This is a genomic window from Crossiella sp. CA-258035, from assembly GCF_030064675.1.
Taxonomy (GTDB): domain Bacteria; phylum Actinomycetota; class Actinomycetes; order Mycobacteriales; family Pseudonocardiaceae; genus Crossiella.
The window spans coordinates 2,419,661-2,433,194 of the sequence record NZ_CP116413.1; the positions used below are offsets into that span (position 1 = coordinate 2,419,661).

The 13,534-nt window shown below is 70.8% G+C and carries 12 protein-coding genes; 4 read left to right on the plus strand and 8 right to left on the minus strand.

All coding sequences use genetic code 11. The features are described from left to right. Nucleotides 1–47: 47 nt before the first annotated feature. The 4 genes from N8J89_RS11400 to N8J89_RS11415 all read right to left on the minus strand — a co-directional run bounded on the left by N8J89_RS11400 (nucleotide 48) and on the right by N8J89_RS11415 (nucleotide 6,512). Nucleotides 48–1,151 carry a DegT/DnrJ/EryC1/StrS family aminotransferase gene (locus N8J89_RS11400; protein ID WP_283664305.1) on the minus strand — a complete coding sequence of 368 codons (1,104 nt, stop codon included), beginning with the start codon at nucleotides 1,149–1,151 and terminating at the stop codon, nucleotides 48–50. Continuing rightward, nucleotides 1,151–1,597 (minus strand): sugar 3,4-ketoisomerase, encoded by a 447-nt coding sequence (locus N8J89_RS11405; RefSeq protein WP_252478941.1) that lies wholly within the window; start codon nucleotides 1,595–1,597, stop codon nucleotides 1,151–1,153. The genes N8J89_RS11400 and N8J89_RS11405 overlap by 1 nt, the downstream gene beginning before the upstream one ends. A 145-nt stretch (nucleotides 1,598–1,742) precedes the next feature. Beyond that, entirely contained in the window at nucleotides 1,743–4,520 is a 2,778-nt protein-coding gene (locus tag N8J89_RS11410) for a helix-turn-helix transcriptional regulator (protein WP_283664306.1), read from the minus strand. Nucleotides 4,521–4,742: 222 nt separating this feature from the next. After that, the gene (locus N8J89_RS11415; protein WP_349497466.1) at nucleotides 4,743–6,512 is read right to left on the minus strand and encodes a glycoside hydrolase family 5 protein; all 1,770 of its coding nucleotides are present in this window, start codon (nucleotides 6,510–6,512) and stop codon (nucleotides 4,743–4,745) included. 211 nt (nucleotides 6,513–6,723) lie between these two features. Here N8J89_RS11415 and N8J89_RS11420 point away from each other — a divergent pair, with 211 nt between their 5' ends. Further along, nucleotides 6,724–7,260, plus strand: a complete 537-nt coding sequence (locus N8J89_RS11420) for a DUF2017 family protein (RefSeq protein WP_283664308.1) — start codon at nucleotides 6,724–6,726, stop codon at nucleotides 7,258–7,260. A 221-nt stretch (nucleotides 7,261–7,481) separates the two neighbouring features. Here N8J89_RS11420 and N8J89_RS11425 read toward each other — a convergent pair whose 3' ends face one another. Beyond that, nucleotides 7,482–8,057: a TetR/AcrR family transcriptional regulator gene (locus tag N8J89_RS11425; RefSeq protein ID WP_283664309.1), complete on the minus strand. Its 576-nt coding sequence runs from the start codon at nucleotides 8,055–8,057 to the stop codon at nucleotides 7,482–7,484. A gap of 102 nt (nucleotides 8,058–8,159) precedes the next feature. Between N8J89_RS11425 and N8J89_RS11430 the strand changes: the two genes are divergently transcribed. Next, nucleotides 8,160–9,017 carry an NAD(P)-dependent oxidoreductase gene (locus N8J89_RS11430; RefSeq protein ID WP_283664310.1) on the plus strand — a complete coding sequence of 286 codons (858 nt, stop codon included), beginning with the start codon at nucleotides 8,160–8,162 and terminating at the stop codon, nucleotides 9,015–9,017. A gap of 141 nt (nucleotides 9,018–9,158) precedes the next feature. Next, nucleotides 9,159–9,365 (plus strand): hypothetical protein, encoded by a 207-nt coding sequence (locus N8J89_RS11435; RefSeq protein WP_283664311.1) that lies wholly within the window; start codon nucleotides 9,159–9,161, stop codon nucleotides 9,363–9,365. 75 nt (nucleotides 9,366–9,440) lie between these two features. Here N8J89_RS11435 and N8J89_RS11440 read toward each other — a convergent pair whose 3' ends face one another. After that, entirely contained in the window at nucleotides 9,441–10,145 is a 705-nt protein-coding gene (locus N8J89_RS11440) for a response regulator transcription factor (RefSeq protein WP_283664312.1), read from the minus strand. A gap of 146 nt (nucleotides 10,146–10,291) precedes the next feature. After that, nucleotides 10,292–11,515 (minus strand): glycosyltransferase, encoded by a 1,224-nt coding sequence (locus N8J89_RS11445; RefSeq protein ID WP_283664313.1) that lies wholly within the window; start codon nucleotides 11,513–11,515, stop codon nucleotides 10,292–10,294. 88 nt (nucleotides 11,516–11,603) lie between these two features. Between N8J89_RS11445 and N8J89_RS11450 the strand changes: the two genes are divergently transcribed. Next, nucleotides 11,604–12,089: a MarR family winged helix-turn-helix transcriptional regulator gene (locus N8J89_RS11450; protein WP_283664314.1), complete on the plus strand. Its 486-nt coding sequence runs from the start codon at nucleotides 11,604–11,606 to the stop codon at nucleotides 12,087–12,089. Here N8J89_RS11450 and N8J89_RS11455 read toward each other — a convergent pair. Further along, complete coding sequence (locus N8J89_RS11455; protein ID WP_283664315.1) at nucleotides 12,068–13,480, minus strand: NB-ARC domain-containing protein; 1,413 nt, start codon at nucleotides 13,478–13,480, stop codon at nucleotides 12,068–12,070. The two genes, N8J89_RS11450 and N8J89_RS11455, sit on opposite strands and share 22 nt — an antisense overlap. Between the last annotated feature and the right edge of the window lie 54 nt (nucleotides 13,481–13,534).

The following is a 13,534-nucleotide window of genomic DNA, read 5'->3' on the forward strand; positions in this document are numbered from 1 at the left end:
GCTGGGGGGTGCGGCCCGGGTGTCAGCACACATCCGGGCCGCGGCCCCTACTCGGCGGCGAAGGCGGCCCGGACCGCCGAGATCACCGCGTCCACCTGCTCATCCGGCAGGTGCGGGCCGATCGGCAGGCTCAGCACCTGCTCGGCCAGTCGCTCCGCCACCGGCAGCTCGCCCCAGGCCCCCGAGGCGTATGCCGGCGACCGGTGCACCGGCACCGGGTAGTGGATCAGCGTGCCGATCCCGGCCGCGGTCAGCCGCTCCTGCACCGACTCGCGGTGCTCACAGCGCACCACGAACAGGTGCCACACCGGTTCCGCCCACTCCGCCACCACCGGCAGCGCCAGGCCGTCGATACCGGCCAGCTCGCGCAGGTACCGCTCGGCGATCTGCTGCCGCCGGGCGTTCCAGCGGTCCAGCACCGGCAGCTTGACCCGCAGCATCGCGGCCTGCAGCTCGTCCAGCCGGGAGTTGGTCGCCTGGATCTCGTGCTGGTACTTCACCCGCGACCCGTAGTTGCGCAGCAGCCGCAGCTTGTCCGCCAGCTCGGCCGAGGAGGTCACCACCGCGCCGCCGTCGCCCAGCGCGCCCAGGTTCTTGCCCGGGTAGAAGCTGAACCCCGCCGCCAGCGAGCCCGCGCCGACCCGGCGGCCCTTGTACCGCGCGCCGTGCGCCTGCGCGGCGTCCTCCACCACGTGCAGCCCGTGCGCCGCGGCGATCTCGCCGAGGGCGTCGATGTCCGCGGGCTGGCCGTACAGGTGCACCGGCATGATCGCCTTGGTGCGCGCGGTGATCGCCGCCTCGACCTGCTTCGGGTCGATCAGCTGGGTCTGCTCGTCCGGCTCCACCGGGACCGGCGTGGCGCCGACCGCGGAGACGGCCAGCCAGCTGGCGATGAAGGTCGCGCTGGGCACGATCACCTCGTCGCCGGGGCCGATGTCCAGGGCGCGCAGCACCAGCTCCAGCGCGTCGCAGCCGCTGCCCACGGCCACGCAGTGCTCGGCCTCGCAGTAGGCGGCGAACTCGGCCTCGAAGGCGGCGAGCTCGGGGCCCAGCAGGAACCAGCCGGAGTCCAGCACCCGGCGGTAGGCGGCGTCCAGACCGGCGCGCAGTTCCTCGTGCGGCGCCTTCAGGTCGAGAAAGGGAACGGTCATCAGAGTTTCCTGGCGTCGCGCTGGAAGTCGGCGTACTCGCGGTAGTAGTCGGCCTCGTCGTAGTGCGTGGAGGCGAGTACCAGTCCGACCGCGCCGGGGGAGAAGTTAATCAGGTTCCGCCACACCATCGGGCCGACGTAGAGACCGCGACTGGGATTGTCCAGGTGGAAACGATCCCGGTACTCGCCGTCGTCGACGGTGATGTCGAACTTGCCGTGCACCGCGACGATCAGCTGTTCCAGGTTGCGGTGCCCGTGCGCGCCGCGGATGGTGGTCGCGGGCAGGTCGTACAGGTAGTACACGCGCTTGATGTCGAACTTGATCTCCTTGCCCGCCTCCACCACGCACAGGTTGCCGCGCGGGTCGTTGTGCTCGGGCAGATCGACCATCCGGCAGGGTTCGACCTTGCCGACCAGAATTCCTTCTTCATTTTTGTAGGCGGGCATGACAACCCCCAGGGGTCTCGCCGCACAATGCGACGGCGAATGAACGGCGAATTGATTCCGGAAAATCGTAGGACGGGGATCCCCCCTACTTCTAACCCCTACGAGCCCCTAAGAACCCATTCGCCGTCCCGCCACCCCTGACGGTTTATGCACTAACCGCCGCGTCCGGACTGTGCAGTCCCGCCGGTAGGTCAGCCCGCCGGGTCACGTTGAGCTTCTTGTACACCCGGGTCAGGTGCTGCTCGACCGTGCTGATCGTGATGCACAGCTTGCTGGCGATCTGCCGGTTCGTGTGTCCCTGCGCGGCCAGCGCGGCCACCCGCTGCTCGGCGTCGGAGAGCGCGGTCATCCGGTCCGCGTCCACCTCCACCGGGGCGGGCGGGACCTCGGCCTCGACGCCGGCCTGACCGGGCACCAGCTCCTCGCACAGCGGCGACGCCTGGCACTCCCGCGCCAGGTGCCAGGCCCGGCGCAGGGTCATCCGCGCCTGGGTGGAGTCCGCGTCCAGCTGCGCCCTGCTCAGCTCGCCGAGCGCCCTGGCCAGCTGCAACCGGTCGCCACCCGCGCGGGAGAGCTCGACCGCCTCGGTGAGCAGCTGGGTGCGCCGGTGCGGCTCGCTGATCGAGGCCAGCAGCCGCAGCGCGACCCCTCGGATGCGCGGCCTGCCACCGCAGTCCATGGCCAGCTGCTCCTCCAGCAGGGCCCGCGCCTCGTGCTGCTTGCCCAGCCGGATCAGCACCTCGGCGGCGTCGCTGCGCCACGGCACGAACGAGGGGCGGTCCATGCCCCACTCGGCCATCAGCTCCCCGCACAGCCGGAAGTCGCCCAGCGCCGCGTAGAGCCGGTCCGCGGCCAGGTGGCAGCGGCCGCGCGCGGAGAGGTACTGCAAGCCGAAGGTCGACTCCAGCATCGCGTCCGGGGTCGGCAGGTTGAGCAGTTCCTCGGCCTCGGCCAGCTTGCCCATCTCGGTCAGCGCCACGATCAGGCTGCCAAGGGGACCCCCTACCGCCACCCCCCAGGTGTGCGGGGTGGTGTGCCGCAGCGCGGCGCGGGCGTGCAGCTCGGCGCCGGGCAGGTCGCCCTGGCGCAGCGCCATCGCGGCCCTGGCCGAGGCGAACATGGCGTGCCAGCCCGGCGCGTTGCGCTCGGCCGACTCGGCCAGCAGGGCGTCCGCCCAGGGCAGCGCCTTGTCCAGCCGGTCGGCGAAGTAGAGCACCATCAGCGCGGAGACCAGCGCGTCGAAGGTCTTCTCGGACAGCCGGGAGCCCTGCAGCACCTGCTCGGCGTCCATGATCGCGGTCTCCTCGGGACCGTCCGCGATCACCCGGCGCAGCGCCAGCCCGGTCTGCAACCGCGGATCCCGCACCGCGCCAAGGGAAATCGCCTCGGGCGTCAGCTCGGCCTCGGGCAGCCTGGACAGCAGCGGCGGGTGCATGCTGTACATCCACTCCCGGGTGACCGCCAGCTCCAGCGCGGTCTGCCGGTCGGTCTGCCCGACCGTCGCGCTCAGCTGGTTCAGCGCCTCGGCGGCCTCGTCGTTGCGGCCGTGCAGCAGCAGGCAGCGCACCGAGGTCAGCGCGTCCCTGGTGTTCAGCGTGCCCTTGCGCAGCGCTTCGGTCAGCTCGGCCAGGTGCCGGGCCACCACCGCCGGGTTCGCCCTGCGGGCCAGGCCCACCAGCATCATCCGGATGGTCGCCCGGTTCTGGTCGTCGGTGCTGCTGCGGTGCGCCAGCTCCAGGCACTCCACCGCGTACTCCACCCGGTCCTCGGTCAGCGCGTGCTCGCCAGCGGACCAGAGCACCTGCACCGCCCACTGCCCGCTGATCCGGCCGGCGGCCAGCAGGTGCTCGGCGATCGGCGCGGGCGGCTCGCCGGCCAGGTGCAGCCGGTGCGCGGCCCGCAGGTGCAGCTCGGCGCGGTCGGCGGCGGACAGGTCGGCCAGCACCGCGGCGCCCACCGCGGGATGCCGGAACCCGCCGCGCCGGGCCAGTCCGGCCCCGAGCAGGGTGTCCACCGCCTGCGACACCGTCTGCGGCGGCAGTTCCAGCAGCCCGGCCAGCGGCTCGGTCTCGGTGTCGCCGAGCACCGCGATGCCCTGCGCCGCCCGCAGCAGCGACGGGTTGCTGCGGTGCAGGCAGGCCAGCACGGCCTGGCTGAACGCCTCGCCGACGCTGAGCCCGCCGGGGGTCAGCGCGGAGTGCTGGTCCTCCACCAGCGCGCGCACCAGCAGCGGGTTGCCGCCGGTCAGCTCGTGGCAGTCGGCGGCCAGGTGCACCGCGCCGGGCAGCTCCTGCGCCAGCATCTCGGCCACCCCGCGCACCGACAGCGGGGTCAGCCGGATCCGCCGGAAGTGCGGCTGCCGCAGCAACTCCGTGCGGAAGGCGGGGTGCGCCGGGGCCGCGCCGGTCAGCTCGGTGAACAGCACCAGCACCCGGTGCGCGCGCTGCCTGCGGGTCAGGTCCACCAGCACCCGGACCGAGGCCACGTCCGCGTGGTCCACGTCGTCGATGCTGAGCACCAGCATCGAGTCCTGGGACAGCGCGAGCAGCGTGTCGGCCAGGTCGTGCGCGATCCGCGCCTGGACCCGCTCGGTCACCTCGTTGTCCGGTTCGGTGCGGGTGGCGGTGGCCTGGCCCTCGTCCAGCAGCGCCAGCACCCTGGCCAGCGGCTCCGGCGCCAGTGCCGCGCCTCGCAGCAGCTGGCGCAGCAGGCCGAGCGGCATGTTCCGCTCCGCGCGGGTCCCGGTGGCGGTCAGCAGCAGGGCGCCGGCGGCGCGCGCGTTCTCCCCGAACACGTGCAACAGCTCGGTTTTGCCGCTGGCCACCGGCCCGGTCACCATCGCGACCCGGCCGCGGCCCTCCGCCGTGTCAGCGAGTAATCGTCGCAGGAAGTCCAGCTGTCCGTCCCGCTCGGCCAAGGCCATGCAGGATTCACCCCATCCCCAGTCCCCAGTGGATAGCCCGTTAGGGTGACGGGCTACTCAGTCGGCCGAGGGATGAGAGCTGCGCCACTCCCTCTCTCGACCGAAATTCACCATAACAGGCAGTTTCTGCCAGGTTCGAGCCTAAACAAGTGACGTGAGTCCCAGACCCCCGCGCATCAAATATTCGGTACGTCAGAGCGACGTCAAGTTTGCCGCCGGTTGTCAGCGCACCGTCCCGGCGAACCCTCGGCAGAGCAGCGCGTCCGGGGTGCGCGCCGAGCCGATCCGCCCGGTCCAGGCCACCCCGGCCAGCACCTCGCCGTCCCCGCACTGACCCTTGTGCCGCCCGGGCGCGAACTCCCCGCCGCGGGTGCTCGCCCGGTTGTCGCCCCGGTCGAACCACACCGTGCGGTCCGGCCCGCCTGCCGACCGGCCGGCCGGGGCGCACAGCAGCGCCGAGACCGCCGCCCCGCGCGCGCTGTAACCGATGGCCAGCTGACCGGCCGGGCACTGGAACTTGGTGTAGCCGCTCGCCCAGTCCGCGGTCACGAACCGCTCGTCGGTCACCACCTGGTGTTCGGCAGGCACCGGCAGCGGGCCGCCGGCGTCGGTGCACAGGCCGCGGTTGCCGGTGTGGCTGAGCCCGATCAGCCGCTGACCGTCCGGGCACACCGCCTTGCGCGCGCCGGAGTCCCAGTCCGGCAGCCCGCGCATCCGCATCGACTGCACCAGGTCGCCGTGGTCGATGGCCAGCTGACGCCATTGCGGCACAACGGGAACCGGCCCGGTCTTGCCGGAGGCGGCGATCAGCCTGCGCCAGGCCGGGGCGCGCCAGTCGTCGCCGTCGTCGAGGAACATCCGGTTGCCCGCCGCGTCCCAGTGTGCCAGCGCCCAGCCGTTGCCGCGCCGGTTCTCGTGCCAGCCGACCAGCGGCCAGTAGGCGAAGTCCGCGTCCGCCTTGATGAGCTCGTCCACGAAGTTCTCGAACCAGGCCCTGGGTTTCGCGCCGGTCTCCGCCCGGCCGCCCACGCCGAACTCGCTGACCCACACCGGCGCGGTGAAGTGCTGGCCCTCCTCGGTGACGAAGGAAGCCTGCCGCCGCAACACTTCCGCCAGCTCGGTGCGGCTCAGGTCCTGGTAGCGCGGATCGCTGGTCTCGCCGATCCCGGTGGCCCCGCTGTGGTTCGGCCCGGTGTAGCCGTAGAAGTGCGCGGCGTAGACCAGCTTTCCCGAGCGCGCCAAGGTGTTCGACAGCGTGCGCACCGGTTCCAGCGTCGGCCGCCCGTGCGGTAGGCCGTCGACCGGGATGCCGAACCAGTTGATGCCCTCGATCACGATCAGCAGCTCGGGGTTGGCCTCGCTGAGGATCCGGTCGCCCGCCCGCTGCGCCGCCGCGTGCCAGTCCCTGGCATCGCCGAGACCCCAGTTGGGATCGTCGAGCACGTTGCGCCGCACCTCGTTGTACAGGTCCGCGCCGGCCACCCGGTTGTTGGACCGGTAGCGGCGGGCCATGAACAGCCAGTCCTCCTCCCATTTCTGCGCGGTCTGGGCGGTGTTCCAGCGTTCATTTCCGTCCACTCCGCAGCACCAGCGGCTGGTCGTGGTGTGGTTGTTCAGGAAAACCGCGAACCCGGCCGCGGTCAGTGCGGCCACCACCGCGTCATAGACACCAAGGGGCGTCCTTCCGCGCAGCTGCGGGTTCGCCGCCACTGCCCGATCGGGCACCGGGGCGGTCTCGTGGATCATCTGGTTGGAGAACGGCAGCCGGATGCTGTTGAGCCCCAACGCCTGGAAGCTGCCGATCAGCTCGGCCAGCGGCGCCCGGTCCAGGCCGAGCGGGATGCCGGAGCTCATCTCCCCGGCGTGGTGGTTGGCCGGATCGGTGATCTCGCCGCTGCCGTTGTAGGTGCCGCTGGCGCCGTGCCAGTTCCCGGCGCGCAGTCGAAACCGGTTTCCGTCCGCATCCACCACGTACCGGCCGCGGGTGCTCAACGGTCCGCGCCAGTCATCGGTAAACGCTTGCACCGGCGCCGGAACTGTCAGCAGGGAGGCCAGAACTGTCACAACCACAAGGGCCGAGCTGGGCAGATGCCACTTCATACGGTCATGGTGGCGATGCACACAGTGGCCGCGGAACCGACGAACGGCGGCCAGGTGTATGAATGAACATGGGGTGGGGACCCACGCGAACGAGGGACAAGTGGTGATCTTCTGGGACCGGGTCGACAGCACGATAATCGGGTACTGCGGGGCTGACCAGGTCGAATGGCTACGTCAGCGGCTGACCGAGTTCGCCGCGCTGATCGACTGGCGGACCGCGCAGTACACCACCGACTACCCGCTCGGCGCCGAGCTCGGCCTGCCCCTGCCCACCGGCCCCAGCAACGAACCCGCGCTGGAGTTCCTGCTCCGGATGAACCTGGAGGAGGACCTGCCCGAGGAAGCCAGACTGCTGTGGGAGCCCGACTTCCTCTCCTGGCTGCGCCAGGGCGTGGACCACGCGATCAACGTGCTGCCCGCCGACGGCGCGCCGATCGTGTTGCACGACAACCCGGAGACGCTGCGGCACTGGAACGCGGTGCTGTTCAACCTGCGGGTGGCCTACGCGGTGACCTGGGTGCCCGAGGTCCTGCTGCACGACGAGCTGCCCGAACCGCCAGCCGACCTGCGCCCGCGCTACGACCACGCCCGCTGGCTGTGGGAAGCCGTGCACAGCCTGGCCAACTTCGCCGACGCCTGACCCGCCGACCGCCCCCGCACCGCGTGTTGGCCGTTCCCGTACCGCGTGTTGGCCGATCTCGTACGCAGTCTTGGCCGATCTCGTACGGAGTCTTGGCCGATTGCGTACGCCACAACGGTTGGCCCGCGGCGCACGGCCGCTCACCGCGTCCACAACGGCCAACACCGGGTACGAGATTGGCCAACACTCCGTACGAGATCGGCCAACACGGTGGGGTGGGGTCAGCGGTAGGACTCGATCAGGCGCTTGAGGTGGCGGCCGGTGGTTTCCAGCGGCTCCACGCTGCGGGTGACCTGGGCTGAGACCTCCGCGCCGCTGAGCGCGTTGATCACCGTGCCGGCCAGTTCCCGCGCCAGCTCTTCGTGGTAGCCGCTGGACTTCAGCTTCTCGAACACCAGCCGCTCCCAGTTCGCGAAGGTCTCCGCGCAGGCCCGCTGGATCTCCGGCACCCGGCCCGCGGTCTCCAAGGCGGTCGCGGTGACCGGGCAGCCCTCCTCCCAGCCGGAGTCCCGCAGGTAGGTCCCGTTCATCGCGGCCACCTGGTACACCGCCTCGGCCGGATCCTCGTGCGCGGCCAGGATCTCGGTCAGCATCTCGGCGAACTCCTCGTCCGCGTGCCGGACCGCGGCCACCGCCAGCTCCTGCTTGCCGCCGGGGAAGAAGTGGTACACCGAGCCCAGGGTGGCGCTGGCCTCCCTGGCGATCTGCTTGATGCCGGTGCCCTCGTACCCCTGTCGCTGCATCAGCTTCGACGTGGTGTGCACGATCCGGTCGCGGGTGCCCAGTGCCTCAGTCACCGCCCCATCCTACTAAGTAGAGCGTTCGTTCTAGTGTGTGCTACGGTCCAATCACTAAGTAGAGCGTTCGTTCTAGAGGAGGGACTTCCTGTGGGGAAGGCAGTGACGATCGTGGGTCTGGGGCCGATGGGGCAGGCCATGGCCGCGGCTTACCTGGACCGCGGTTACGCGGTGACGGTGTGGAACCGGACCGCGAGCAAGGCGGACGCGCTGGTGGCCAAGGGCGCGGTGCGCGCGGAGACGGTGGCCGCGGCGCTCAAGGCCGGCGGGCCGGTGATCCTCAGCCTCACCGAGCACACCGCGATGTACGCGATCCTGGAACAGGCCACCGACGCCCTGGACGGCGTGGTGCTGATCAACCTCAGCTCCGACACCCCGGCCAAGTCCAGGGCCGCGGCCGAGTGGGCGACCGGGCACGGCGCGGCCTACCTGACCGGCGGCGTGCAGGTGCCGCCGTACCTGATCGCGACCGAGGGCGCGGCCAGCTTCTACAGCGGCCCCAAGGAGTTGTTCGAGGCGCACCGGGAGACCCTGGAGGTCATCACCGCGGCGGACTACCGCGGCGAGGACCAGGGCCTGGCCCCGCTGTACTACCAGATCATGATCACCATCTTCTGGACCAACATGACCGCGCACGTGCAGGCGCTGGCCATGGCCGAGGCCAACGGGATCAGCGCGATGGAGTACCTGCCCTACGCGCGCAACGCCGCCGACATCGGGCCGATCTTCATGGAGATGACCTCGAAGGAGGTCGACGCCCGCGAGTACCCCGGCGCGGACGCGACCCTGCTGATGAACCTCGCCAGCGCCGAGCACGCGCTGGAGACCGCGCGGGACTCCGGCGTGGACACCGCGCTGCCCGCCACGGTCGCGGCGATCTTCCGCCGCGCGGTGGACGCCGGGTACGGCCAGAACGGGTTCACCAGCGTCTTCGAGGTGCTGCGCAAGCAGGACGCCTGAGCCCGGTTCCTACGACTGGCAGGTGATGGCCGGATCCGCCTCGCTGGGGACTCGGGCGCATGCCCCCGCCGCCTAGCGTTGAGCAGGCAATGCAGGGAAGTCCAGCGGCCCGGTCACGAGTCGCGGAGCAGGGGAGTGGACATGCGCGTCACGCTGGAGGTTCTCGGGTGGATCGCCCTGGTGAACGGGGTGGGGTCCTTCATCTCCCGTCAGGTCAACGGGAAGGATTGGTTCCTGATGAGAACCTTCAGTGAGTACCAGCCCGCGGCCAACGTGGTGGTCGCGGTGATCGGTGTCGCGCTGCTGGTCGCCAGTTTCTCCATGAAAAGGAGCGAACAGCGCGCATGACGCTTCGTGTCCTAGGTCGCTTCGCGCGGTTTTGCCGCCGGAGCGGCCCAGGTCGCCGTTATCCCGGTATTTCGCTCAAGGGAGCAGTCCGGCCGCTCGCGCCGCCAGCACCGCGCCGCCGCGGTCACTCACCTTGAGTTTGGTGAACATGCGCTGCAGGTAAGTTTTCACCGTCGGTTCGGTCACCGACAACCGCTGCGCGATCTCCCCGGTGCGGTTTCCGGTGGCCACCAGCCGCAGCACCTGGAGCTCCCGCGCGGACAGCCTCGGCGTGCTGCCGCCGTCGCGCACCCTGGCCACCAGTTGCGGCAGCAGCGAGGTGGAGATGGGGGTGCCGCCGTTGCCCGCGCCGCGCACCGCGTTGATCAGCTCCGCACTGCCGGAGGACTTGAGCACGAACCCCCGCGCGCCCGCTTCCAGCGCCCTGACCACCTGGTTCCGGTCGTTAGAGAAGGCCAGCAGCGGGATCCGGGGGAACACCCTGGCCGCCTTGCGGATGACCTCGACCCCGTCTCCGGTAGCACCCGTGGCGGCGATCTCGACCAGCAGCACGTCCGGGGTCTCGACCGCGATACCCCTGGCGGCCTGCTCCCAGCTGCCTGCCCATCCGGAGAGGTAGATGTCGGACTGGTCCCAGAACGCGGCGCGCAGCCCCTGGGCCACGACCGGTTCCGGATCGATGAGGTAGACCTTGAATTCACGGGTGCTGGGGTGCGTCAGGTGGTGTACCTGGAGCTGAGTGTTCATCGCATTCCCGAGGTCGATGGCGGTGGATGACATCGGGTGTCACCCTGATCGGAGTACAAGTTCGTCGACTTGGCGGTGGACATCTTTTGTGTTCCGATGGTCTGCGGTTCTCGTTCTCCCTGGCCTCCCCGGTCGCGACGCTTTTTCGTGGGTGAACGCTAAACTTTTTTGTGAGTGTATCACGTTTGTGTATTTACGTTTGTATTCGCTTCGAACTTTTTATTCCAGGTAACCTGCGCACTCCTTGTCAACACGAGTTGCGCGGCCTTCCGCACACCGTCGGCGCGGACTTCGGCGGCCACCTCGCGGGCCCGGCTGGCAGTTTCCGGACACAGCGCCCTGCCCAGCGCGACGTCCAGTGATCGCAGCTCCGGGGCCTCCGCGCCGATCCCGAGCGCCTCGACCCGCCCGGCCCAGTAGTGCTGGTCGTAGTGCTGAGGCAGTACGACCTGCGGCGCCCCGGCCCGCGCCGCGGTGCTGGTGGTGCCCGCGCCGCCGTGGTGCACCACGGCGGCCACCTGCTGGAACAGGACCCGGTGGTTGGCCTCGCCGATCACCAGGCAGTCGGCGGCGCCGCCCGGCCCCGCCAATCCGGCCCAGCCACGGGAGATGATCGCCCGCCGCCCAGTTGCCCGCACCGCCGCCACCATCGCCACCCCGGCGTCCGTGCCGTCGATCCCGGAGTAGCTGCCGAGCCTGAAGTAGACCGGCGGCTCGCCCGCCCGGATAAAGGATTCAACGTCGGCCGGTAGCGCCCGCTCATCCGGCAGCAGCCAGGCACCCGTCTGGTCAGCCGCCGGAGGACCCGGTGCCAGGAGGGGATCGGCGGCCAGCAACGGCTGCTCGGTCAGCACGTGCTCGCGCACCGCCAGGACCGGGGTCAGCCCGGCGGCCACCCGGTGCGCGTTGAGCGCGGGCCCCCAGACCTCGTGCCAGCGCCGCGCGTCCGCTGCCCACAGCTGGTCGGGGTCACCCGTCTCGCGCGGCCACCCCGGCCACGGCGCGGGCGCGAGCCGCGAGCAGGGCAGCGCGGCCGGGCAGAACTCGGCGTGCGCGTACCCGATCCCGGCCAGCTCGGCCACCGACCGCGCTGCCACCAGCACCGCCCCGCACCCCACCGGCACATCGCAGTCCCGCGCCGCCCCTGGCAACGCCGCGAACTGTGCCGCCACGGCGTTCTCCGCGGCCCGCAGCCGCCCCGCCGGCGTGCTCAGGTCCCATCCGCTGTCCCGCATCCGCGGCCCCACCGGCACCGCGGGAATCCCCCATCCCGCGACCCAGTCGCACAGATCCGGCGACACGCACACCCGCACTCCGCAGCCCATCTCCTTGAGCCGCAACGCCAACGCCACCACCGGCTGCACCTCACCCCGCGACCCCATGGTCGCCAGCAACACCCGCACACACCCTCCTCGGCTCGATCACTGCGCCACACAGTATCTGCGTCACGCAGTAATTGTGTCACGCAGTCTTCGCTGCTACCGTGTCCGTGTGGCGAAGAAGCGCGTGGGCAAAGCGGCTCAACAGGTCCTGGCCGCCCTCCCGGACTGGGGCAACACCACCGCCCAGCTCAACGCCGAGATCGCCGCCGACATGGGCGTCACCCTCACCGACCTGGACTGCCTGCACGCCCTCAACCAGCACGGCCCCAGCACCGCCACCGGTCTCGCCGCGCACGTCGGCCTCACCTCCGGGTCGGTCTCCCGGATGATCGACCGGCTGGCGACCGCCGGATGCGTGGTCCGCGTGCCGGATCCCGGCGACCGGCGACGGGTGCTGATCGAGCCGACCGCCGAGGGACTGGCCCGGGTGCGGGCCTACTACCAGCGGCTGGCCGAGCACACCACGGGGGACCTGGGCGAGTTCACGGAGGCTGAGTTGCGGGTGGTGCTGCGGTTCATCCATCGGGTGCGGGACAACACCGCGGCCGAACTGGCCAGGATGCGCGAACTGACCTACCGGTCGGCCGGGCGCTGAAGCTTGGCCAGTAACCGACGCGTGCGCTGCGAGTGCCGGTGTTTCGGCCCGAGAACGCGGACGAAGTCGGTGAGCAGGAGTTCCGCCTCCTCGATCGCGGTGGTCACTTCGCCTTCCTCGCCGCGTCGGTGGGCGAGGTTGTACCGGGCGATGAGGGTCTGCGGGTGCTCGAAGCCGAGGACGCGGACGTGGTCCGCGAGCAGGGTTTCCAGTTCGGTGATGGCTGGGCCGGGAGAGTTCTCGATGGGCCGGAACTGCCCGAGGTTGCCGCGGCAGCGCAGCGTGTCCGGGTGGTCCGCGCCGAGGATGCGGGTGCTGTCGCGGGTCAGGGCCTGGAGTTCGGTGAAGGCGGCGGCTACGTCGCCGGTACGGGTGCGCTGGAACGCGAGGTTGTTGCGGGAGCTGAAGAGCAGGGGGTGTTCCGGGCCGAGCACCGGTGCCACTCCGCCCAGGTAGGCGCGTACGGCTTCGCTGGTGAACACCGCGGCCGGAACTCCGTTGGGGTCCAGCACACTCGCCAGTTCCAGCAAGGGTTTCGCCAGCCCTGGCGGATCGAGCTCGTCGGCCAGCCGGACCGACAGGGCCCAGGTGCGCGCCACCGGCTCCCGGTGGTTGTCCGGCAGGCTGACCCGTTCCGGAGCCAACGACTCCAGTGAGTTCTCCTTGTCCGCCAACCGTTCCCGGTACTCCACGCAGCTGATGTCCCGGTCGAGCACGTACGCGGCCGCCTGCGCCAGCGCCAGCGGCAGGTGCCCGAGGTCGTCGGCCAGCTCCGCCGCCGCCACCAGCAGGTGCGCCTGATCGGCGAGCTTGCGCTGCAAGAACGCCAGCGACTCCGCAGGACTGAACGTGTCCACATCGATGAACGCGCGGTGCTCCCCGCGCAGCGCCGCATCCCGCCGCCGGGTCGTCACCAGCACCTGCCCGCTCGCCGGCGGCCACAGGTCCTGGAGGTCGGCGGGCGTGCGCACGTCGTCCAGCACGACCAGCCGGCGGTCCCTGGTCGCCAGGTAGGACAGGAAACGCTGGGCGGGCGCCAGCGGATCGGCGGACTCGAAGCCGGTCAGGTCGGCGATGATCATCGCGTAGTCGGCCAGCACCGCCTGCCGGGAGCTGGCGGTGATCCAGACCAACAGGTCGACCCGGTCCGCCATGGACTCCGCGTAGTGCGCGGCGAGCTGGGTCTTGCCCACGCCGCCGAGCCCGGACAGCACGCTGGTCCCGGTCAGTCCGCGGGTGACCGCCCGGTCCTGGAAGCAGTCCACCCTGGACGGCACCACGCCGTACCGCCGCGGCCCCTCTGCCTGCTGCGGGACCTGGTTGAAGTGCACGCCACCGTGGATGGTCCCCGCCTGCACGCCCTCGAACCGCCCGGCCGAGTTGTGCGTCAACGGACCTCCCCGCCCGAACCCATCCCGGAATGACGCCCCTCGGCCCGCCCGGCG

Coding starts and splice junctions, on each gene's coding strand:
- N8J89_RS11405 (WP_252478941.1), bottom strand. CDS start 1,597: ATGCCCGCCTACAAAAATGAAGAAGGAATTCTGGTCGGCAAGGTCGAA.
- N8J89_RS11410 (WP_283664306.1), bottom strand. CDS start 4,520: ATGGCCTTGGCCGAGCGGGACGGACAGCTGGACTTCCTGCGACGATTA.
- N8J89_RS11440 (WP_283664312.1), bottom strand. CDS start 10,145: ATGTCATCCACCGCCATCGACCTCGGGAATGCGATGAACACTCAGCTC.
- N8J89_RS11400 (WP_283664305.1), bottom strand. CDS start 1,151: ATGACCGTTCCCTTTCTCGACCTGAAGGCGCCGCACGAGGAACTGCGC.
- N8J89_RS11435 (WP_283664311.1), top strand. CDS start 9,159: ATGCGCGTCACGCTGGAGGTTCTCGGGTGGATCGCCCTGGTGAACGGG.